The following is a 20,078-nucleotide window of genomic DNA, read 5'->3' as shown; positions in this document are numbered from 1 at the left end:
CCGTCGCACTTTCGCCGGGAGAATGCCCATGTCGCGTTACCTTTTTCTAGTGTTCGGCTTGGCGATCTGCGTGGCCGATGCAAGCGAGCAACCCTCTTCAAACACCACCGCCGCAACCCCGCACGATCTTGCCTATAGCCTGGGCGCAAGCCTTGGCGAACGGTTGCGCCAGGAAGTCCCCGACCTGCAGATACAGGCCCTGCTCGACGGACTCAAGCAAGCCTACCAAGGCAAGCCACTGGCGCTGGATAACGCGCGCATCGAACAGATCCTCGCACAGCACGAAGCGCAGAGCGCCGCCGACGCCCAACGACCTCAAAGCGAAAAAGCACTCGCTGCCGAGCAGCAATTTCTCTCAAGGGAAATAGCCGCAGCCGGCGTTCGTCAGTTGGCCGATGGGATCCTGCTCACCGAGCTGGCACCCGGCACTGGCAACAAGCCGTTGGCCAGCGATGAAGTGCAGGTTAAATACGTGGGCCGACTGCCTGATGGAACTGTCTTCGACAAAAGTACGCAACCGCAATGGTTTCGCCTCAACAGCGTGATCAGCGGTTGGAGCAGTGCATTACAACAGATGCCGGTGGGTGCGAAATGGCGTCTGGTGATTCCTTCAGCCCAGGCCTATGGCGCAGACGGCGCAGGTGAGTTGATCCCCCCCTATACGCCGCTGGTGTTCGAGATCGAACTACTCGGCACTCGCCACTGACCCATAAAAAAACGGTGCGACATGCGCACCGTTTTCTTACCTCGCCACCAGCTTCAAGCCTGGGTGGCGGGTTCTTCCTTATGAGCGTTGTGCAGCACTTCGATCAAGCAATCTTCCAGCTCGAAACGCTCATGCAACAGCGCCCCCAACTCTTTGAATTTTTCCGCGACACATTTCCCGGCATCACACAGGTCGGTGAACGCCAGCAGCTTTTCAGTGATCACATCAATGCGCGGATAAAGCGTCTCAGCCAACTCCAGGCCACGCTGATCATCGAAGGCTTCGGCCTCCTTGGTCAGTTGCTCGTAGACGCCGAAATGGCCGGCAGACACGTAGTCCACCAACACCTCACAGAACTCCTGCAACGGCTTGCGATTCTCAGCCAACGCTTCGGGCTTGGCGCCGAGAGCATCAAAGGCCCGAACCAGTTCGTGACGTGCCTTCAACCAGCTGTCGATCAGCTTGTGCACCCCACCCCAGCGTTCCTGAGCATTCTGACAACTTTCCAACATGATGATCTCTCTTCCCTATTGGGGCGCCGCAGCTCTGTACCTGCGCAACACTTCAAGGATGAAGCAGCAGACGGACAAGGCCGTGTCTGACAAGCGGTTTGGATAACGCGTGCGGGCCAGATTATGCCCGCATGACTATGGCTTCAAGGTACGCAGGAGAGAATGTTCATACAAGTGTTTAATCCGCTCCTACAACCTGAGTCTCGTTTTCAAGGCGTTGCGAGGCGCAAATGCCTGTCGAACAACAACCGTGACACCTGCATGAACCCCAGGATCAGCATCGCCACGAAGAACAACAGACTCCACTCAGGCAGGCTCAGGTCAAACAGCGTCCAGTTGATTTCGACACAATCGACCGTGCCATTGAACACCGAGCGCATTGCCTGCCAGACAGATAGGTTTTCAAGCATATGCTGCACGCTGGGCCAGCAATCCCCGACCTGACTGGCCGGCCTGTTCTGCAACAGCACTTGCCTGCCTGCGGTGATGGCGCCCAACAACGCACAGGCCGTGCTCGCCAGCCCGTAGAGGCAATGGCCGGAACGCCCAGGTCTATGAAGCGCGGCAATCAGGTTGATCAAAGCAAAAGACGCGAGGAACAGGCGCTGTACCTGACATAGAAAACAAGGTCGTAGCAGCGCGCCGTATTGAAGGTAGAAAGACGCGCCCAACGTCAGCGCACCCGCCATGAACGCCAGGAAAAACAAAGAGCGTAAAGGGGCCAAAGACATTGTTTATCCGCACTGCAAGAGATAGGTCGCTACGGTAGAGGAAAGGCCCGACCCCTTTCAATACGCCCTAGAGCAGACATTTCCTCGAAAACATAAGGACAACCCGCCACGGGCCCGAGGAAATTCAGTTACAACAAGTAGGAATTAGTAACAAGGCCAGTTAAACCGAGTGTTTTCAAGCTTTGAAGGAGCGGGTGTCGGATCGGTCCGAGCCAATCCACTCACCCTTTCCTACTTCAAGCTCGCGCAGGCACCGGCAGCGGCGAAGACAGCAGGCGATTGTCGAGCAATCCCAAGCCTTCCTGAAACAGCTGGTTGCTGCGCTCGGTGTCGCCCAATTGGGCCAGCAGGCGAGCCAATTCGGCGCAGGCTTCGGGATTGCGCTGCACTTGCAGGCTGCTTTCCAGATAATCCCGCGCCTTGCCCCACAGACTGTTTTGCAGGCACAGACGGCCCAGCGTCAGCAACAGGCTGGCATCGCCTGGGTGGTCCTTGAGCCAGCCTTCGGCAAACTTCAATTGGCGCGCAGGATCACTGCCGCGCAACAGGCCGTACAACCGGATCAAGTGGCTGTCATAACCGCGCTTGAGAGCACCACGCAGCACTTCTTCGGCCTTGGCATCCGCGCCCAATCGACGCAGTTCGTCGGCATACGCCAACACCAGTTGTGGCTGTTGGCGCTGGGCAGTGGTCAGTTGCTCCCATGCGCGTTCCAAGGACTGCAACCCTGCTTCGCCTTGCTCTTCACGCTGGGCCGCCAGGCTCAGGTTCTCGCCCCAGGCGCGACGCTCCAGCTCGGCCAGTTCATTGGCGGGCAAGACTTTGTCCTTGCGCAGCTCAGGCAGCAGGCGAATCACAGACGACCAATCGCCACGCTGTTGATGCAGGCGTTGCAGTTGTCGCAGCACTTGCGCGTTATGCGGGTGACGCTCATGCATCGCCTGAAGAGTGACCAGCGCGCCTTCCGTATCACCTCGATCCATCTGCAATTGCGCGTGGCTCAAGGCAATGGCCAGTTCGGCCTGGGGCTGGCGCTCCAGAGCGCGCTCCAGCAAGCCGTCGGATTCCTCATAACGGCCCTGTTCATTAGCCGCACGGGCGGCACCGATGTAATACAGCAGCGGCTGACGCTCTGCTTCGGCGGCGCGGTGCAAGTGGCGCTCCGCACTGGCCCAACGTCCCTCGGCGAGGTCCATCTGGCCTTGCTCGATAGCGATCTGAACACGGCGGCTGCGATTGCGCCGTGACCAGGGGTTGACTACGCCACCGGATGTGGTGACCAGGCTCCACAACACGCGGACCAGATAAATCGCCAGGCCGATGGCAAACACCGCCACCAATGTCGCCCACAGGCTTGATTCGTAATGCAGCAGGTGAGGATAGGTAATCAACACGTAGCCGGTGTGCTTCGAAATGCCTACACCCAGGGCCAGGGCGAGCGCAATTGCGAGCACCAGGATCACATAGAAACGCTTCATCAGCTCTACTCCTGGGTCGCCGGTTTGCCAGCCGCGGCCTTGGCTTCGTCGGCCGACAGATGACGACGCTCAAGGTACGCCTGCACAGCGGCCAGGCTCGCGGCCAGGTCAGGCGTGACCACGGACACGGCCTTGGGCTCAAGCTCGGCAATGCGCGCCAGCATCGCCTTGCTCTGCGGGTTGTCCTGGTTGAAGTTGTCCTGCAACACGCTGCGCGCTTCCCCCAACGAGCGGCTGTAGACGGCCGCCTCGCCGTTAAGCGCAGCCCATTGGGCTTGCTCCAGTGCCAGGCTCAAGGCCAGGCGCACTTGGTTCAGGCCTTGGCCTGCCAGCAAGGGACGGATGTTGTCATCCGGGTTGAAGTCAATGCGGAAATAACGGGAGATCTGCTCCCACCACTGGCTCAACTGGTTCTGCGTATCGCTGGTGGGGCGCCCCTGGGAAGCAGGCTCCGTGAGCTGATACTCCGGGGCAATCGCCGCCAGTTGCACCACCTGGTCACGCAAGGCAGCCAATTGCAGGTACAGGCCGGTACGGTCCGGTTGCTCGGTGCTGCGCAGCGCGGCCAGGCTCTTGGCCAATTGCTCCCGTGCAGCGAAAGCCCCTGGGTCGCTCTGTTCGCGAAGAATCTCGTCGGCACCCTGGACCAGCGACTGGGCGCTGTTAATGTCTTGCAAGGCGGACAAACGCAAGCTGGCCAGACGGATCAGATGCTCGGCCTCGGCCAGGCGCCAGTCCTTGCGGCTGGCACCCAACACGGTTTCCAGACGCTGGTTGAGGCGCTGCTGATCTCCCTGCAACTGCGTGACCAGGCGGCGACGCTCTTCCAGCTCATCCGCACCCGGCAACTGCGCCAGGCGGGCGGCCAGCTGTTGCTGGCCTTGCTTGAGGCTCTGGGACTGGTCATCCAGGGTCTGCACCTGGCCCAGTTGGTGCTGGCTGCTGGCTTGCAGGGCACGGACCTGCCAGATCCCCCAGCCGCCGGCGGCTACGCCCGCAGCGCCCAACAGCAAGGCGACGACGGCCAGGCCATTGCCACGGCGTGGCGCGCTGACCGGTGTCTCGACCGGCGCATCAAGCGCGGGCTGAGCTTCATCTTTAGGCAAGGCTGTTTCGCTCACGTATCCGTCCTTTGCGTATCAGAGAGTGGGAACGGGATAGCTCCCTAACGCCACTAACAAAGCCGCGGCACTCGCGCCGCGACAATCCACAACTTTTTCTGCACCCGCAGCACGCGCCATTTCATATACACGCGGGCTGGGCACGAACAACGGCAGCTGTGCCACCTCTGGCCAATCGGGGCCGGCTGACGCGTGCAGGTGTAAAAAACCCTGCCCACTGCTGACCACCAGGCCGTTCAAGCGTTCCAACTGGATGCGTTGCATCAACGCGCCCTTTTCATACACCGGAAGAAAACGCCGATACAATTCCAGGTAATCGACACTAGCACCTTGCTCGCGTAAACGCTCTGCCAGCAACTCACGCCCGCCCTCGCCGCGCAGGATCAACACCCGGCCGCCCGGCAGTGCAATAGCCTCGCGCAAGGCGGGCAGTTCAAGCAAGGCCTCGCTATCGTCGCCAGTGGCGGGATAGTGAACCTTGAGGCCATGATCGGCCAGTATCTGTGCCGTCGCCGCGCCGACACTGAACCAGGGCATTGGCGGGACACTGTCCCCCAACCGCTGCAACGCCAGGCGTGCAGCCGGCTTGCTCACCACGATGACGGCGCAATAGCGCGGCAGCGCGCCGAATACCGCGCGTTGCTCAGCAGTCACCGGCAAGGCTTCTGTCTCCAGCAAAGGCAGGCAGCTGCTGTGAATGCCGCTCTTGGCCAATAACGCCGCCACGGCCGTCGACTCCTCGGCAGGCCGCGTCAGCAGCACTCGCCATTTGGTCACTGCGGGCCCGCCTCGCCATAGACTTTTTGCAAAATGGCACCCGCGCCTTTTTCCAGCAGTTCCTCGGCAACCTGAATCCCCAGTGCCGTGGCATCACGCTGCGGCCCACGCACCTCGGCGGTCAGCAGGTTACCGCCGTCCGGATCACCGACCAGGCCACGCAGCCACAGGTTCTCACCTTCGAGTACGGCATAGCAGGCGATGGGCACTTGGCAGCCACCGTTGAGGTGTTTGTTCAAGGCACGCTCGGCGGTAACACGCACTTCGGTGTCCGCGTGATCGAGAGGCTTGAGCAGTGCGTGAATTTCGCTGTCGGCGGTGCGACATTCGATGCCGACTGCACCCTGCCCGCCAGCTGGCAGGCTGTCTTCGACGCTGATGGCCGAGGTGATGCGGTCTTCAAAGCCCAGGCGGATCAGGCCGGCAGCGGCGAGGATGATCGCGTCGTATTCCCCGGCGTCCAGCTTGGCCAGGCGCGTGTTGACGTTGCCACGCAAAAAGCGGATCTGCAGGTCGGGACGCCGCGTCAGCAACTGGGCCTGGCGACGCAGGCTGGAGGTGCCGACGATACTGCCTGGCGGCAATTCGTCCAGAGACGCGAAGGTGTTGGAAACGAAGGCGTCGCGCGGGTCTTCGCGCTCGCAGATACAAAAAAGGCCCAGGCCTTCAGGGAAGTCCATGGGCACGTCTTTCATCGAATGCACGGCGATGTCGGCTTCGTTGTCCAGCAGCGCAGTTTCCAATTCCTTGACGAACAGGCCCTTGCCGCCGATTTTCGACAGTGGCGAGTCCAGCAGCTTGTCGCCGCGACTGACCATGGGCACCAGGGAGACCTTGAGGCCGGGATGGGCCTGCTCAAGGCGTGCTTTGACGTATTCGGCCTGCCACAAGGCCAGGGCGCTTTTACGGGTGGCGATGCGGATTTCGCGAGAGGACATGGATCAATCCGTACTGAATAGATACGGCGGATAATAACAGCTCAGGCAAATACGCTTTGATTTGAATCAGCAAGTGCGGGGCCTCCCTGGCCACGTCGCACCGGGATAAGGAATGCAGACCGCGCCGCAGCCCTTGGGCTAAAGCTGCTGCATCATTTTGCGCACGCCAGCGACATGGCGTCGGCTGACGATCAACGCATCACCATTGAGCCCCTTCAGGAATAACTGAAAGTGCCCCAGGGGCGTGCGCTGCAGGCGCTCGATACGTTCACGGGCGACCAGCGCGTTGCGATGAATGCGCACGAAACGCTCGCCAAACTCGTCTTCAAGCGCCTTGAGCGGCTCATCGAGCAACACTTCACCGGTCTCGTGGCGCAAGGTCACGTATTTGTGATCGGCAATAAAGTAGACCACCTGGCCGAGTGGGATCAGTTCGATGCCCTTGCGGGTACGCGCGCTGATATGGCTGCGTGGCCCGTTACCACTTTGCGCAGCCGGTTGCGTCAAGGCAGCCAGTTGGGCGCGGCTGGGACGCTCGGCTTTTTTCAAAGCTTTGAGCAAGGCTTCAGCAGTGGCCGGCTTGACGAGAAAACTGACACCGCTGTCTTCCAGCGCCTGTGCAGAAAACTCATCCTGCGCCGCACACAACACCACGGCAGGCGGCGATTCGCGTTCGCTCAGGCGGGCGGCGACCTGCAGGCCATCAAAGCCCGGCATCCGGATATCGAGCAGCACTACATCGGGCTTGTGGCTGTCGATCAGCGTCAACGCCTCCTCGCCACTGGTGGCACTCGGTTCAAGGACTGAATAACCCTCAAGTTCACTGACCAGACGGCTCAGTCGCTCGCGGGCTTGGGGTTCGTCATCAACGATCAGGACATTCATATTGCGCTGGATTCCTGCGTGAGTCTCGCACAAGGATAGCGTAGACAGGTGCGGTGACTGACGTCACAGCGATCCACGCTAAGACTAGCGCGAGCGGCAAAAAGTGCCCTGAGAATGGCACCCAAATTTACCCGGACCTGTTCAATAGCGCCCAAGACCCGCTGCATTCGGGCATCGTCGTAGGGTTCACTGATAAACAATCCGAATACCCCCCTGTTTAATGGATAGTCTGGTTATGACCGCATCACCCGACTTTGGTGCATTCACACACTATCAGTCCAACTGTAGACGCTCACTGAGGCGACATTGCTCAATCGTCAAATATCGTTTCAATAAGTACCTGTCACCAGTCTCGTCCCGGATGCGGTCGGCGGCAAGGCACTTAGCCATCTCTTACACAAATAAAATTGCCGACCACCCGCAGCACCGCCTCCACGGGCAACCCTGTTATGATCGCCTGCACACCTTCATGCCTCTTTTAAGCAGATCACGAGCGAATCCATGAGCACCGACAAGACCAACCAGTCCTGGGGCGGCCGCTTCAGTGAACCCGTCGACGCCTTCGTCGCGCGCTTCACCGCCTCCGTCACCTTCGATCAACGCCTGTACCGCCACGACATCATGGGCTCCATCGCCCACGCTACGATGCTGGCCAAGGTCGGCGTGCTGACCGACGCCGAGCGTGACAGCATTATCGACGGCCTGACCACCATCCGCGGTGAGATCGAGGCAGGGACGTTCGACTGGCGCGTCGACCTCGAAGACGTGCACATGAACATCGAGGCACGCCTCACTGATCGCATCGGCGTGACCGGCAAAAAACTGCACACCGGCCGTAGCCGTAACGACCAGGTCGCCACCGATATCCGCCTATGGCTGCGCGATGAGATCGACCTGATCCTGGGCGAAATCACCCGCCTGCAAAAAGGCTTGCTGGAGCAGGCCGAGCGTGAATCGGACACCATCATGCCCGGCTTCACCCACCTGCAGACCGCACAACCCGTGACCTTCGGCCACCACCTGCTGGCCTGGTTCGAAATGCTCAGCCGCGACTACGAACGCCTGGTCGATTGCCGCAAGCGCGCCAACCGCATGCCGCTGGGCAGCGCTGCACTGGCCGGCACCACCTACCCGATCGACCGTGAGTACACCGCACAACTGCTGGGCTTTGACGCCGTGGGCGGCAATTCTTTGGACGGCGTGTCGGACCGTGACTTCGCCATTGAATTCTGCGCCACAGCCAGCATCGCGATGATGCACCTGTCGCGTTTCTCCGAAGAGCTGGTGCTATGGACCAGCGCGCAATTCCAGTTCATCGACCTGCCAGACCGCTTCTGCACCGGCAGCTCGATCATGCCGCAAAAGAAAAACCCCGACGTGCCAGAGCTGGTGCGTGGCAAGAGCGGCCGTGTGTTTGGCGCGCTGATGGGCCTGCTGACCCTGATGAAAGGTCAACCACTGGCCTACAACAAGGACAACCAGGAAGACAAGGAACCGCTCTTCGACGCCGCCGACACCCTGCGCGACTCGCTGCGCGCCTTTGCCGACATGATCCCGGCGATCAAGCCCAAGCACGCGATCATGCGTGAAGCGGCACTGCGCGGGTTCTCCACCGCGACCGACCTGGCGGATTACCTGGTGCGCCGTGGCCTGCCGTTCCGTGACTGCCACGAAATCGTTGGCCACGCCGTGAAGTACGGTGTGGACACCGGCAAGGACCTTGCGGAAATGAGCCTGGAAGAACTGCGCCAGTTCAGCGACCAGATCGAGCAGGATGTGTTTGCCGTGCTGACCCTGGAAGGCTCGGTGAATGCCCGTAACCATGTGGGCGGCACTGCGCCGGCACAGGTCAAGGCGGCGGTCGTGCGCGGCAAAGAATTGCTCGCCAGCCGCTAAAACTGTGGCGAGGGAGCTTGCTCCCGCTGGGCTGCGCAGCGGCCCCAAAATCTTGGGAGCGCTTCGCACTCCAGCGGGAGCAAGCTCCCTCGCCACAAAAGCGACTCTATTTCTTGGCCGCAATCATCGCCATGAACGCCGGCATCGCCGCCTGCCTGTCCGCCTCTACCTTCTGCGCATTGGGCATCTCATTCAGGCGCGCCAACAATGCCTTCGCCTTCGGCAACTGCTCCAGCAGGTCCAGCCCAAACAGCTTTTCGCCCACACCGCAGGCCAGGCTGAGGCTGTACATGAAATACAGGTCCGCGAGGGTGAAGCTCTCACCTGCCACATAAGGCGCAAACTTACCGTGCCGGCCTAACGTACCCATCCCAAGCAGCAGCTCGGCCCTGGATTTTTCCTTGATCGCCTCCGGCACCGTCATGCCGAAAAAAGCCTCGGCGTAACACGCCCGCGCAGGCAGTTCGATGTACAGCTCGATCTCACGGCACAACGCCAACACCTGAGCCCGCGCAAACGGGTCGGCGGGCAACAGCGCCGGGCCTTCCTGGCTCTGCTCGAGGTATTCGAGGATGACGCTGGTTTCGTTGATGAACCCCTGCTTCACACCCAGCACGGGCACTTTGCCGCGGGGGCTGACCGCCAAAGCTTCGGGGGTTTGCCCGGCGTAAAAAGGCACTTCTTCGAAGGGCAGTCCTTTCTCCAACAGCGCCAGCTTGACCATGTTGTAGTAGTTGCTGACCGAAAATCCGTAAAGCTTGAGCATCGCAAAGCCTCCAGGCCGGGTGTGGGGTTGGCTGCAAGAGTTATAGATCCTTGAGGGCACCCTGACCAGCAGCATCACCCACCTGAATGGGGGTAGACTGACGCCCTTTCCTTGAGGAGCCTGCCATGAGCGAGCCGACCGATATCGACAACGACGAAGAAGAATTCACCGAGACCACGCTGATCGAAGCCATCGAGAACCAGATCGAGAGCGATAACCCGCCAGCGGCCAAGGCTACGTTCAACAAACTGACCCTGGTGGGTTACGAGCGCGAAGATATCCTGAATCTGATGGCTCACGTGCTGGCGTTCGAGATCGATGCCATGCTCGAAGATGACCGCGCCTTCAATACCGAGTGGTATGAAACGGCACTGCGGGCACTGCCCGAGCTGCCGCCGGAAAAGGAATAACCCCGGCACGCAGCAACACGCTGGACAGTTCGGCAAAGTGCGTTCACCTTATGGCCTGCTAGCCTCTAATAAATTTTAGAAAGTCTGGAGTCCTTATGTCGTATACCCCTGAGTTGGTTGCCGAACTGGAAATCCTTGTACTCTTCCCCTTGGACAGCACCAAGGAAGGCTTGAAAGTCCATCAGACTGCCGCCCCCACTGCCATCGCCGCTGCCAAGCGCCTCCATGCCAAAGGGCTGATCGACCAACCGGACGGGGGCTACCTGACGAGTCTTGGCCGGGACGCTGCCGAGCAAGCCCAAACCCTGCTGACCATCCTCACCACTGCCAGCACCAAAGAAGCCGCCTGATACCTGATACTGCCCATGGAGTCCGCCGCCTGCGGATTCCGCGGGCACTGCTGCGCGGCATACAGAATTCTGACGCCAAAAAGCCATTTCCCTCTAAAACTCCTACGCTACTGTCTGTAAACTCCTGCATGGCCGCCCGCGTCGGGCCCTGCGAGCCAACGAGTTCGACATGACCCGCACCCATGAAATCCGCCCCGATCTGGACGAAGGCATCGACCGCAAGGTGCTGACCCAACTGCGCGCGCGTTTCATGACCCTCAATCAAGGCCGCATGGCCCGGGCCGTCGAGGGGCTGACGCCACGTCAGCAAAGCGTGCTGGCCTTGTTGCCGCTGTTTTTCCACGTCAATCACCCGCTCTTGCCGGGCTATGTCTCTAGCAGCACGCCGGCCGGGCTGTCGAATTTCGAACCGGACGCTCAGGCCCTGGCCGATGCCCAGCGCCTGACCCGTTCGTTCTCCTATAAACCGCGCCACGGCAACCCGCCTACGCCGATCCACGGCTTGTTCCTGATGGGCAGCCTTGGCACCCTGGCCCAGGCCGATCAAAGCGATATGGACGTGTGGGTGTGCCACGCTCCCGACTTGAGCGAAACCGAGCTGGCCGAGCTGCGCAAAAAGTGCCAACTGCTGGAAACCTGGGCCTTGGGCATGGGCGCCGAAGCGCATTTCTTCCTGATCGACCCGACGCGCTTTGTGTTGGGTGATCGCGATACGCAACTGAGTTCCGACGACTGCGGCACCACCCAGCACTACCTGTTGTTGGATGAGTTCTATCGCACCGCGATCTGGCTGGCCGGGCGCACGCCCATCTGGTGGCTGGTGCCGGTCTACGAAGAAAGCCGCTACGCCGAATTTACTCACACCCTGGTGTCCAAGCGTTTTATCCGCACCGATGAAACCCTCGACCTCGGCCATCTGGCTCATATTCCTCCAGGGGAGTTTATCGGGGCCGGGCTGTGGCAACTGTTCAAGGGCATCGAGTCGCCCTACAAGTCGGTGCTCAAGCTGCTGCTGACCGAGGTCTACGCCAGCGAACACCCGAACGTGCGCTGCCTGAGCCTGCGCTTCAAACAGGCGGTGTTCAGCCATCAGGTAGACCTGGATGAGTTGGACCCGTACATCATGGTCTACCGCCGTATCGAGGAGTACCTCAAGGCCCGCAACGAGCTGGAGCGCCTGGAATTGGTGCGGCGCAGCCTGTACCTGAAGGTCAACCGCAAGCTCAGCGCCGGCCAGCGCACCGCCGGTTGGCAACGGCAACTGCTGGAACGCCTGGCGCATGAGTGGAGCTGGGACACGCGCCAACTGGCCCTGCTGGACAGCCGCAGCCAATGGAAAGTGCGCCAGGTCGCCTCCGAGCGCCGCGCTCTGGTCAATGAGTTGAACTACAGCTACCGCTTCCTCACGCAGTTCACCCGCAGCGAACAGACCGCCAGCGCGGTCAATAAGCGCGAACTCAATGTACTGGGCCGCCGCTTGTACGCGGCGTTCGAGCGCAAGGCCGGCAAGGTCGAGTTCATCAACCCCGGCATCGCCCCTGACCTGGCCGAAGATACCTTGACTCTGGTGCAGTCGCCCAACCGCAAGGAGCCGGGCCAACACCATTGGGGCCTGTATAACGGCAACCTTACCGCTCTCGAATGGGAACACTTTGCACCGATCAAACGCAGCCGCGACCTGCTGGAAATGCTCACCTGGTGCCATCGCAACGGCGTGATCGACAGCAGCACCCGCCTGGCGCTGCACCCCGGCACCAGTGACATGACCGAGTTCGAGCTGTTCAACCTGCTGGGCAGCCTGCAACAGACCATCACCCTGCCCCTGGCCAGTGTCGACGAGGTCCGCTTGCTGCGCCCGGCAGTGCCAGAAGAGGTGCTGCTGCTGATCAACGTCGGGGTTGACCCGCTCAAGCATCATCGCGACCTGAATATTCTGATGACCACGGAGCGCACCGACTCCCTGAGCTATGCCGGCGTGCGCGACAACCTGGTGCTGACCCTGGACCAAGTCACACTCAACAGCTGGAACGAAGTGATGGTCAGCCGCTATGACGGCCCGCACGCCCTGCTCGACTGCCTGCGCGACTATCTCAACCAATTGCCATCGAACCATCTGCCACGCCTGCGAGTGCGTTGTTTTTGTCACAACCGGGCACAGTTCATTGCCCAGCGGGTGGAAGAGGTATTCGACACCGCGCAGCATCTGCTGCTCGGCCAAGGCAATCATCGCTACCTGCTCCAGGTGCAGCAGCATTATCACGTCATGGAACTGGTACCGGGCCAAGCCACCCATGTATCACTGCCGACTCAGGACGCGCTGATCGCTTACCTTAGCGAGGAGCTGGCCAGCTACAGCCCGTGGCACCTGGACGCCATGGCCTTGGAAGACCACGACCTGGCGCTGCTGCTGCCCATGGGCCAAGCCGAGTGTGTGCAGGTGTTCTACCGGGTCAATGAAGGCTTCGCCGACGTCTATGTGCTCGACGAATTCAACGCGCTCTGGCAACAGCGCTTGCCGTTTCATGATGAGCAAAGCCTCTTGGCCCCACTGCAACGCTTTTTGCAATCGATCCTGTACCGTCGGGAAGCGCTATTGTCCCTGGACACCCAGCAACCTGCGGGCGAAGTACAGATCCTGTACTACCAACTGTTGCCATCGGGCAACGGCCGGGCGCGGGGCGTGGAGCCACGACCGGCCCCGCAAGACCCGGCCAACAAGGCGTTTTATGACGTGCAGGCCATCATCGGTAAAGGCGCGCCAGGCCAGGTAGGGATCACCCTGTACTGTAATCAGCGGGAGTTTTCCGAACTGGAATTTGGCGACCAGCTGTTTGCAGTGGTCGCCCGGGAGATCGTCGGGCAACGTCGGGAAACCGAGCGTTACCGCGGCTATATCACTGATCTGGATCTGTCGGGGCTGCTCGGTGATGTGCAAAGCCCAAGCAATCTGTACCTGCGCTATAAAGCCGAACTGGAACAGTCACTCAATGCGGCCTTGGATCAGGTTTAGAGCGGGAAGGCGCCGCCATCTTTGGGCTGGCCTTCGACGCTGAGCAATTCCAGCTTGAGGGTCTTGCCGCCAGGCGCCGGCCAGTCGATGTGCTGGCCCACTTGCAGGCCAAGCAATGCGCTGCCCACGGGCGCCATGATCGAAATCTTGCCTTCGTCGGCGTTCGCGTGCTTGGGGTAGACCAGCGTCAGGTGATAGTCCTTTCCGCTGCTTTGTTCACGGCAATGCACGCTGGAATTCATGGTCACGACACCCGCAGGCACTTCATCGTGACCAACCACGTCTTCGGCGCGGTCGAGTTCGGCTTGCAACGCTTCGACGCCGGGAAACTCGTCGCCCAAGCGGTCGATCAGTTGCTCCAGACGCTGCACGTCAAGACGGGTAAGAATGATGGACGGTGCGGTGGTCATGATTCAGGCAGACTCCTTTTTTCTGCACAAAAAAGCAAAACCCCGCCAGGAAAAGGCGGGGTTCTCACGGACCTCGATGAATGGAGGTGTATCCGGACACTACCACAGCGACACAAATAAACAAGACGCCGTCAGGCGCTCGCCTTGCGCTGCTCGGCCTCGGCGCAGATCACCCGGCGCCGCGCATCGTCGGCAGAGCGCCATTCCCGGATGTCTTCCACATGGCGAAAGCAGCCAAGGCAGACTTTCCGCTCGTCCAGGCGACACAAACTGATACAAGGTGACGGCACCGCCGGGCTGACATTGCTGAACAGCGGCTTGGGCGGGCGTACGGCTACAGGCTCACTCACCATCAGATCTCGTCGAAATCCAGCTCGACGCCGGTGTATTCCTGAACCAGGCGCATAAGCATCTCACCCAGCAACTCTTCACTCTTGTCGCACTGCCATTTGCCGCTTTCTTCATCGTAGTCGAAGTGAACGCCACCGGAGCGCGCCGCCAGCCACAACTGACGCAGCGGCTCCTGGCGACTGAAGATCAATTGCTGGCCGCTCTCGAACTTGACCGTCAGCACACCGGCCGAGCTTTCCAGGTCCACGTCCAGGCCGCTGTCGTCGAAAATATCTTCCAGCTTCTCTTGGGTGGCATCCACCAGGTCGTGAAAACGGGCTTCGGTCAAACTCATTGTGGCAACCTCAAAAGTGTCTGGTTTTGCTCAAGCGCCGCACGATACGGGCGAGCTTCGCCGATTGCAAAGGATACTGATTTCATCACGGATGACGGTACGAAATATCCCCAGGCATCGTAGCCTGCTTCCCTACTGTCTCGGCAAACCCCCGCCGGACGGGTGGTGCGGCGCATAGGCAAGCTGGCGGGTGGTCGGTATACTCGGGCGCAATTAATGCATATTCAAGGATTTCGCCATGAAGCGCCTGATCTCTTCCCTTGCTGCGCTCGTCGCGGTCGCTTGCCTCGTTAGTGCCTGTGGCCAGAAAGGCCCGTTGTACCTGCCGGATGACAGCAAAGATCCAAACGAACAGGCGCAATCGTCGCAAAAGCCGTCAAAAGCCCATAAGCACGACACCTACTAAGTTAAGGGAAACTTATGGACGCTTTTAACTACCGGGACGGCGAGCTGTTCGCGGAAGGCGTGGCATTGTCCGCGATTGCCCAGCGCTTCGGCACCCCGACCTATGTGTACTCGCGTGCGCATATCGAAGCTCAATACCGCTCGTTCACCGACGCCCTCGACGGCGTGCCGCACCTGGTGTGCTACGCAGTCAAGGCCAACTCCAACCTGGGTGTACTCAATGTCCTGGCGCGTCTTGGCGCTGGTTTTGACATCGTATCCCGTGGCGAGCTGGAACGCGTACTGGCCGCCGGCGGCCAGGCGGACAAAATTGTCTTCTCTGGCGTCGGCAAGAGCCGCGAAGACATGCGCCGCGCCCTGGAAGTCGGCGTGCATTGCTTCAACGTCGAATCCACCGACGAGCTGGAGCGCCTGCAAATGGTCGCCGCCGAGATGGGCGTGCGTGCGCCGATCTCCCTGCGCGTCAATCCGGATGTCGACGCCGGCACCCACCCGTACATCTCCACCGGTCTCAAAGAGAACAAGTTCGGCATTGCCATCGCCGACGCCGAGGACGTGTACATCCGCGCCGCCCAACTGCCGAACCTGGAAGTGCTGGGTGTCGACTGCCATATCGGCTCGCAACTTACCACCCTGCCACCGTTCCTGGATGCCCTCGACCGCCTACTGGCCTTGATCGACCGCCTGGGCGAGTGCGGCATCTACCTGCACCACATCGACCTCGGTGGTGGCGTGGGCGTGCGTTATCGCGATGAAGAGCCGCCGCTGATTGCCGATTATATCCAGGCCGTGCGCGAACGCATCGAAGGCCGCGACCTGACGCTGATGTTCGAGCCAGGCCGCTACATCGTCGCCAACGCTGGCGTGCTGCTGACCCAGGTCGAGTACCTCAAGCACACTGAGCACAAGGATTTCGCCATCGTCGATGCGGCGATGAACGACCTGATCCGCCCGGCGCTGTACCAGGCCTGGATGGACGTCACCGCCGTGACGCCGCGCGCAAGCGACGCCCGCGCCTATGACATCGTCGGGCCCATCTGCGAGACCGGCGACTTCCTGGCCAAGGACCGTCAGCTTGCGCTTGAAGAAGGTGATCTGCTGGCCGTGCATTCGGCCGGTGCCTACGGGTTTGTCATGAGTTCCAACTACAACACCCGCGGGCGCACCGCCGAGGTGCTGGTGGACGGTGATCAAGCATTTGAAGTGCGTCGCCGCGAGACGGTAGCCGAGTTGTATGCTGGCGAAAGCCTGCTGCCGGAGTAAGCCATGCTGCTGCGTTTTACCAAGATGCACGGGCTGGGTAATGATTTCATGGTCCTCGACCTGGTCAGCCAGCACGCGCACATCCTGCCCAAGCACGCCAAACAGTGGGGCGATCGCCACACCGGGATCGGTTTCGACCAGTTGCTGCTGGTCGAGGCGCCGAGCAACCCGGAGGTGGATTTCCGTTACCGGATCTTCAACTCCGACGGTTCCGAAGTGGAACAGTGTGGCAACGGCGCGCGCTGCTTTGCGCGCTTTGTGCTCGACAAACGCCTGACTGCCAAACGCCAGATTCGCGTCGAAACCAAGGGTGGCGTGATCGAACTGGACATCCGCAATGATGGCCAGATCAGCGTCAACATGGGCGCCCCACGCCTGGTGCCGGCGGATATTCCGTTCCAGGCCACCGAGCAGGCCCTCAGTTACCCACTGGATGTGGAGGGCAAAACCGTGGAGGTCGCCGCCGTGTCCATGGGCAACCCCCATGCGGTGCTGCGGGTCACCGACATCAATAACGCCCCCGTGCATGAACTGGGGCCGAAGATCGAACATCACCCGCGCTTTCCGGCACGGGTCAATGTGGGCTTCCTGCAGGTGATCGACCGTAACCGTGCGCAATTGCGCGTATGGGAACGCGGCGCCGGCGAAACCCAGGCTTGCGGCACCGGTGCTTGCGCCGCTGCCGTGGCCGCGATCAGCCAGGGGTGGATGGATTCGCCACTGTTGATCGACCTGCCCGGCGGACGTTTGTCCATCGAATGGGCAGGCCCTGGCCACCCGGTGATGATGACCGGGCCAGCCACGCGTGTATACGAAGGACAGGTCCGTCTATGAGTGAGCCAAGCTAATGACCGATAAGCCTCAAGTACCCGCACACGCTACCCCGAGTGAAAGCCTGGAGGCCGCTGCTGTCGCGGCGTACCTTGAGGCTAATCCGGACTTCTTCGTCGAGCACGAAGAACTGCTGCCGGCCCTGCGCATCCCCCACCAGCGCGGCGATACCGTGTCGCTGGTGGAGCGGCAAATGAAGATCCTGCGCGAGCGCAACATTGAAATGCGCCACCGACTCTCTCATCTGATGGACGTGGCCCGCGACAACGACCGCTTGTTCGACAAGACCCGCCGCCTGATTCTGGCCCTGATGGATGCCGCCAGCCTGGAAGAAACGGTGATCGCCGTGGAAGACAGCCTGCGCGAGGATTTCCAGGTGCCCTTCGTCAGCCTGATCCTGTTCAGCGACAACCCGATGCCGGTGGGGCGCTGGGTCACAGGTGGCGAAGCGCAGACGGCCATCGGTGGCCTGCTGTCCGAAGGCAAGACCGTCAGCGGCACCTTGCGCGAGCATGAGCTGGACTTCCTGTTTGGCGCCGAACAGCGCAAGCAGATCGGCTCTACGGCCGTTATCGCCCTCAGCCATCAAGGCTTGCACGGGGTACTGGCCATCGCCAGCCGCGACCCGGCGCACTACAAAAGCTCGGTGGGCACGTTGTTCCTGACCTATATCGCCGAAGTGCTGGGCCGCGTCCTGCCACGCCACACCACCACCCTGCGCGCGGTGCGCTGATCATGGAGCGGCAACTGGACGCTTACTGCGCTCACCTGCGCAATGAGCGCCAGGTGTCGTCCCACACGCTGGAAGCTTATCGGCGGGACTTGAACAAGGTCCTGGCCTATTGCGAAAAACAGCACGTCAGCAGTTGGAAGGCCCTGGATATCCAGGCCCTGCGCAGCCTGGTCGCCCGGTTGCACCAACAGGGCCAATCCTCCCGCAGCCTGTCTCGCCTGCTATCGGCGGTGCGCGGCCTCTATCACTACCTCAATCGCGAAGGCCTGTGCGACCACGACCCGGCCAATGGCCTGTCACCGCCCAAAGGCGAACGGCGCCTGCCCAAGACCCTGGACACAGACCGCGCCCTGCAATTGCTCGACGGTGCCGTCGAGGATGACTTCCTGGCCCATCGCGACCAGGCAATCCTGGAGCTGTTCTACTCCTCGGGCCTGCGCCTGTCGGAGCTGACGGGCCTGAACCTCGATCAGTTAGACCTCGCCGATGGCCTGGTGCAAGTGCTCGGCAAAGGCAGCAAGACGCGCGTACTGCCCGTGGGCAGGAAAGCCCGCGAAGCCTTGCAGCTATGGCTGCCGCTACGCCTTCTGACCAACCCTGCAGACGATGCCGTGTTTGTCAGCCAGCAAGGCCGGCGCCTGGGGCCGCGCGCGATTCAACTGCGGGTCAAGGCTGCCGGCGAGCGCGAGCTGGGGCAGAATCTGCACCCGCACATGTTGCGTCATTCCTTTGCCAGCCACCTGCTCGAATCCTCCCAGGACCTGCGCGCCGTGCAGGAGCTGCTCGGGCACTCGGATATCAAGACCACGCAAATCTACACCCACCTCGACTTCCAGCACCTGGCAACGGTGTACGACAGCGCCCATCCACGGGCCAAACGCATCAAGGGCGGCGACTCATGAGTATCAAGCTGATTACCTTCGACCTGGACGACACCCTCTGGGACAACGTACCCGTCATCATCAGCGCCGAAGCGTCGATGCGCGAATGGCTGGCGACCCACGCGTCCAAGGTCGGCGACCTGCCCCTTGAGCATTTTGCCAGCCTGCGCCAGCAGGTGCTGCAGCGTCATCCCGAACTCAAACACCGTATCAGCCTGCTGCGTCATCGCGTGTTGATGCATGCGTTCGAGGAGGCCGGTTATCCCCAGCCTGAGGCCACAGAGATGGCGGATGTCTGCTTCGAAGCGTTCATCCACGCACGCCACCAACTCAGCGTGTTTCCGGAAGCCGAGCCGATGCTCAAGGCGCTGCGCCAGCACTTCCTGCTCGGCGTGATCACCAATGGCAATGCCGATGTGCAGCGTGTGGGCCTGGCGGACTACTTTCACTTTGCCCTGCGCGCTGAAGATATCGGCATCGCCAAGCCGGATGCACGGCTGTTTCATGAAGCACTGCAACGTGGCGGTGTGGATGCCAGCGCGGCAGTGCATGTGGGCGATCATCCTGGGGATGACATCGCCGGCGCGCAGCAGGCGGGACTGCGGGCAGTGTGGTTCAACCCCACGGGCAAGGCCTGGGAGGGTGACAAGCGCCCGGATGCGCAGATTCGCAGCCTGACGGAGTTACCGCCACTGCTGAGTCGCTGGAGCTAACACTGACCCCAATGTGGGAGCTGGCTTGCCTGCGATAGCGGTGGATCAGTCAACACAGGGCTCGCAGATAGACCGCTATCGCAGGCAAGCCAGCTCCCACAGGGTATTGCAGCAAACCGGTAAATTGCTCCAGGCATGAAAAAGCCCGCAGCGACGGCGGGCTTTTTCTTACAAGCAGGAGGCAGACCTCAGATAGGTCGGCTGCCGTACTTGTTATCCGGCTTCTTCGGTGGATCAGCCACCACGTTGGCCTCGACTTCCTGCACTTTGCCGCCTTTAGCGAGGAACTCTTCCATCGCACGCGCCAGGGCATCGCGCTCTTTGTTCTTGGCTTCAACGCTCGGCAACTCGTCTACCGACACAGCCGCCTTGGCTTTGCCTTTGGCTTTGGGAGCCGCGTCATCGCCAACACTGTCATCGACGTCCTCAGCAACGTCTTCGGCCGCAACTTCAAGACCGTCTTCGGTGTCGTCTTCATCACCTACTTCGAGGTCGTCTTGTTCCAGATCATCGTCGCTCATGTTCTACCTCATGACTTGCGAAAAGCAGATTAGTTATAGCCCAGCTTCACCCTCTG

23 protein-coding genes are annotated in these 20,078 nt (G+C 60.9%); 11 read left to right on the top strand and 12 right to left on the bottom strand.

Annotated elements, in window-relative coordinates; genetic code table 11:
- Positions 1-28: 28 nt before the first annotated feature.
- Entirely contained in the window at positions 29-706 is a 678-nt protein-coding gene (locus FXO12_RS19330) for an FKBP-type peptidyl-prolyl cis-trans isomerase (RefSeq protein WP_057975311.1), read from the top strand.
- A 53-nt stretch (positions 707-759) separates the two neighbouring features.
- On the opposite strand, the gene FXO12_RS19325 is transcribed toward FXO12_RS19330, so the two are convergent.
- The 7 genes from FXO12_RS19325 to FXO12_RS19295 form a co-directional block, all read right to left on the bottom strand.
- Complete coding sequence (locus FXO12_RS19325) at positions 760-1,218, bottom strand: Rsd/AlgQ family anti-sigma factor (protein WP_057975310.1); 459 nt, start codon at positions 1,216-1,218, stop codon at positions 760-762.
- Between the two features lie 209 nt (positions 1,219-1,427).
- On the bottom strand, positions 1,428-1,949 hold the full coding sequence (locus FXO12_RS19320) for a disulfide bond formation protein B (RefSeq protein ID WP_057975309.1): 522 nt from the start codon (positions 1,947-1,949) through the stop codon (positions 1,428-1,430).
- A gap of 236 nt (positions 1,950-2,185) precedes the next feature.
- Positions 2,186-3,427, bottom strand: coding sequence for a heme biosynthesis protein HemY (locus FXO12_RS19315; protein ID WP_160049723.1), 1,242 nt, complete (start codon positions 3,425-3,427; stop codon positions 2,186-2,188).
- A 5-nt stretch (positions 3,428-3,432) separates the two neighbouring features.
- Positions 3,433-4,548, bottom strand: coding sequence for a uroporphyrinogen-III C-methyltransferase (locus tag FXO12_RS19310; RefSeq protein WP_034129042.1), 1,116 nt, complete (start codon positions 4,546-4,548; stop codon positions 3,433-3,435).
- Positions 4,549-4,566: 18 nt separating this feature from the next.
- Positions 4,567-5,325 (bottom strand): uroporphyrinogen-III synthase, encoded by a 759-nt coding sequence (locus FXO12_RS19305; RefSeq protein ID WP_054896010.1) that lies wholly within the window; start codon positions 5,323-5,325, stop codon positions 4,567-4,569.
- Positions 5,322-6,263, bottom strand: coding sequence for a hydroxymethylbilane synthase (hemC, locus tag FXO12_RS19300; protein ID WP_034129044.1), 942 nt, complete (start codon positions 6,261-6,263; stop codon positions 5,322-5,324). The genes FXO12_RS19305 and hemC overlap by 4 nt, the downstream gene beginning before the upstream one ends.
- 138 nt (positions 6,264-6,401) lie before the next feature.
- Positions 6,402-7,148, bottom strand: a complete 747-nt coding sequence (locus FXO12_RS19295) for a LytTR family DNA-binding domain-containing protein (RefSeq protein WP_034129045.1) — start codon at positions 7,146-7,148, stop codon at positions 6,402-6,404.
- Positions 7,149-7,649: 501 nt separating this feature from the next.
- On the opposite strand from FXO12_RS19295, the gene argH reads away from it, so the two are divergent.
- On the top strand, positions 7,650-9,044 hold the full coding sequence (argH, locus tag FXO12_RS19290) for an argininosuccinate lyase (RefSeq protein WP_057975308.1): 1,395 nt from the start codon (positions 7,650-7,652) through the stop codon (positions 9,042-9,044).
- A gap of 106 nt (positions 9,045-9,150) precedes the next feature.
- Here the strand turns inward: argH and FXO12_RS19285 are convergent, their stop codons facing one another.
- A complete protein-coding gene (locus tag FXO12_RS19285) occupies positions 9,151-9,810 on the bottom strand; it encodes a glutathione S-transferase family protein (RefSeq protein WP_034129047.1) in 660 nt (219 codons plus the stop codon).
- 125 nt (positions 9,811-9,935) lie between these two features.
- On the opposite strand from FXO12_RS19285, the gene FXO12_RS19280 reads away from it, so the two are divergent.
- The 3 genes from FXO12_RS19280 (at position 9,936) to FXO12_RS19270 (ending at position 13,580) form a co-directional block, all read left to right on the top strand.
- Positions 9,936-10,220 (top strand): hypothetical protein, encoded by a 285-nt coding sequence (locus FXO12_RS19280; protein WP_014720450.1) that lies wholly within the window; start codon positions 9,936-9,938, stop codon positions 10,218-10,220.
- A gap of 95 nt (positions 10,221-10,315) precedes the next feature.
- Entirely contained in the window at positions 10,316-10,570 is a 255-nt protein-coding gene (locus FXO12_RS19275) for a TIGR02647 family protein (RefSeq protein ID WP_003195403.1), read from the top strand.
- Positions 10,571-10,739: 169 nt separating this feature from the next.
- Entirely contained in the window at positions 10,740-13,580 is a 2,841-nt protein-coding gene (locus FXO12_RS19270; RefSeq protein WP_057975307.1) for a class I adenylate cyclase, read from the top strand.
- On the opposite strand, the gene rnk is transcribed toward FXO12_RS19270, so the two are convergent.
- The 3 genes from rnk to cyaY form a co-directional block, all read right to left on the bottom strand.
- Complete coding sequence (gene rnk / locus FXO12_RS19265) at positions 13,577-13,990, bottom strand: nucleoside diphosphate kinase regulator (protein WP_034129049.1); 414 nt, start codon at positions 13,988-13,990, stop codon at positions 13,577-13,579. The two genes, FXO12_RS19270 and rnk, sit on opposite strands and share 4 nt — an antisense overlap.
- A 131-nt stretch (positions 13,991-14,121) precedes the next feature.
- The gene (locus tag FXO12_RS19260) at positions 14,122-14,343 is read right to left on the bottom strand and encodes a DUF1289 domain-containing protein (protein WP_215908744.1); all 222 of its coding nucleotides are present in this window, start codon (positions 14,341-14,343) and stop codon (positions 14,122-14,124) included.
- Complete coding sequence (cyaY, locus tag FXO12_RS19255) at positions 14,343-14,675, bottom strand: iron donor protein CyaY (RefSeq protein ID WP_034129050.1); 333 nt, start codon at positions 14,673-14,675, stop codon at positions 14,343-14,345. Before cyaY ends, FXO12_RS19260 begins: the two co-directional genes overlap by 1 nt.
- Before the next feature lie 238 nt (positions 14,676-14,913).
- On the opposite strand from cyaY, the gene FXO12_RS19250 reads away from it, so the two are divergent.
- Genes FXO12_RS19250 through FXO12_RS19225 form a run of 6 tightly spaced genes read left to right on the top strand, consistent with a single transcriptional unit; the run spans position 14,914 to position 19,501 of the window.
- The gene (locus FXO12_RS19250) at positions 14,914-15,081 is read left to right on the top strand and encodes a lipoprotein (RefSeq protein ID WP_003195417.1); all 168 of its coding nucleotides are present in this window, start codon (positions 14,914-14,916) and stop codon (positions 15,079-15,081) included.
- A 14-nt stretch (positions 15,082-15,095) separates the two neighbouring features.
- On the top strand, positions 15,096-16,343 hold the full coding sequence (lysA, locus tag FXO12_RS19245; protein WP_034129051.1) for a diaminopimelate decarboxylase: 1,248 nt from the start codon (positions 15,096-15,098) through the stop codon (positions 16,341-16,343).
- A 3-nt stretch (positions 16,344-16,346) separates the two neighbouring features.
- Positions 16,347-17,177, top strand: a complete 831-nt coding sequence (dapF, locus tag FXO12_RS19240) for a diaminopimelate epimerase (RefSeq protein WP_034129052.1) — start codon at positions 16,347-16,349, stop codon at positions 17,175-17,177.
- A gap of 13 nt (positions 17,178-17,190) precedes the next feature.
- Entirely contained in the window at positions 17,191-17,907 is a 717-nt protein-coding gene (locus tag FXO12_RS19235; RefSeq protein WP_054896015.1) for a DUF484 family protein, read from the top strand.
- Positions 17,908-17,909: 2 nt separating this feature from the next.
- Entirely contained in the window at positions 17,910-18,809 is a 900-nt protein-coding gene (gene xerC, locus FXO12_RS19230) for a tyrosine recombinase XerC (protein ID WP_034129054.1), read from the top strand.
- On the top strand, positions 18,806-19,501 hold the full coding sequence (locus tag FXO12_RS19225) for an HAD family hydrolase (RefSeq protein ID WP_034129055.1): 696 nt from the start codon (positions 18,806-18,808) through the stop codon (positions 19,499-19,501). Before xerC ends, FXO12_RS19225 begins: the two co-directional genes overlap by 4 nt.
- 188 nt (positions 19,502-19,689) lie before the next feature.
- On the opposite strand, the gene sutA is transcribed toward FXO12_RS19225, so the two are convergent.
- Complete coding sequence (sutA, locus tag FXO12_RS19220) at positions 19,690-20,022, bottom strand: transcriptional regulator SutA (RefSeq protein ID WP_014720461.1); 333 nt, start codon at positions 20,020-20,022, stop codon at positions 19,690-19,692.
- Positions 20,023-20,078 lie beyond the last annotated feature (56 nt).

The sequence above is a fragment of the Pseudomonas sp. J380 genome (genome assembly GCF_009827115.1).
GTDB classification, from domain to species: domain Bacteria; phylum Pseudomonadota; class Gammaproteobacteria; order Pseudomonadales; family Pseudomonadaceae; genus Aquipseudomonas; species Aquipseudomonas paracarnis.
The sequence above is the reverse complement of the archived record's forward strand: the minus strand, read 5'-3'. Positions and strand labels throughout refer to the sequence as shown.

Bases quoted from the DNA above. Each gene is read 5' to 3' on its own strand.
- FXO12_RS19330 (WP_057975311.1), top strand. From the start codon at position 29: ATGTCGCGTTACCTTTTTCTAGTGTTCGGCTTGGCGATCTGCGTGGCC.
- FXO12_RS19325 (WP_057975310.1), bottom strand. From the start codon at position 1,218: ATGTTGGAAAGTTGTCAGAATGCTCAGGAACGCTGGGGTGGGGTGCAC.
- FXO12_RS19320 (WP_057975309.1), bottom strand. From the start codon at position 1,949: ATGTCTTTGGCCCCTTTACGCTCTTTGTTTTTCCTGGCGTTCATGGCG.
- FXO12_RS19315 (WP_160049723.1), bottom strand. From the start codon at position 3,427: ATGAAGCGTTTCTATGTGATCCTGGTGCTCGCAATTGCGCTCGCCCTG.
- hemC (WP_034129044.1), bottom strand. From the start codon at position 6,263: ATGTCCTCTCGCGAAATCCGCATCGCCACCCGTAAAAGCGCCCTGGCC.
- FXO12_RS19295 (WP_034129045.1), bottom strand. From the start codon at position 7,148: ATGAATGTCCTGATCGTTGATGACGAACCCCAAGCCCGCGAGCGACTG.
- argH (WP_057975308.1), top strand. From the start codon at position 7,650: ATGAGCACCGACAAGACCAACCAGTCCTGGGGCGGCCGCTTCAGTGAA.
- FXO12_RS19285 (WP_034129047.1), bottom strand. From the start codon at position 9,810: ATGCTCAAGCTTTACGGATTTTCGGTCAGCAACTACTACAACATGGTC.
- FXO12_RS19280 (WP_014720450.1), top strand. From the start codon at position 9,936: ATGAGCGAGCCGACCGATATCGACAACGACGAAGAAGAATTCACCGAG.
- FXO12_RS19275 (WP_003195403.1), top strand. From the start codon at position 10,316: ATGTCGTATACCCCTGAGTTGGTTGCCGAACTGGAAATCCTTGTACTC.
- FXO12_RS19270 (WP_057975307.1), top strand. From the start codon at position 10,740: ATGACCCGCACCCATGAAATCCGCCCCGATCTGGACGAAGGCATCGAC.
- rnk (WP_034129049.1), bottom strand. From the start codon at position 13,990: ATGACCACCGCACCGTCCATCATTCTTACCCGTCTTGACGTGCAGCGT.
- FXO12_RS19260 (WP_215908744.1), bottom strand. From the start codon at position 14,343: ATGGTGAGTGAGCCTGTAGCCGTACGCCCGCCCAAGCCGCTGTTCAGC.
- cyaY (WP_034129050.1), bottom strand. From the start codon at position 14,675: ATGAGTTTGACCGAAGCCCGTTTTCACGACCTGGTGGATGCCACCCAA.
- FXO12_RS19250 (WP_003195417.1), top strand. From the start codon at position 14,914: ATGAAGCGCCTGATCTCTTCCCTTGCTGCGCTCGTCGCGGTCGCTTGC.
- lysA (WP_034129051.1), top strand. From the start codon at position 15,096: ATGGACGCTTTTAACTACCGGGACGGCGAGCTGTTCGCGGAAGGCGTG.
- dapF (WP_034129052.1), top strand. From the start codon at position 16,347: ATGCTGCTGCGTTTTACCAAGATGCACGGGCTGGGTAATGATTTCATG.
- FXO12_RS19235 (WP_054896015.1), top strand. From the start codon at position 17,191: ATGACCGATAAGCCTCAAGTACCCGCACACGCTACCCCGAGTGAAAGC.
- xerC (WP_034129054.1), top strand. From the start codon at position 17,910: ATGGAGCGGCAACTGGACGCTTACTGCGCTCACCTGCGCAATGAGCGC.
- FXO12_RS19225 (WP_034129055.1), top strand. From the start codon at position 18,806: ATGAGTATCAAGCTGATTACCTTCGACCTGGACGACACCCTCTGGGAC.
- sutA (WP_014720461.1), bottom strand. From the start codon at position 20,022: ATGAGCGACGATGATCTGGAACAAGACGACCTCGAAGTAGGTGATGAA.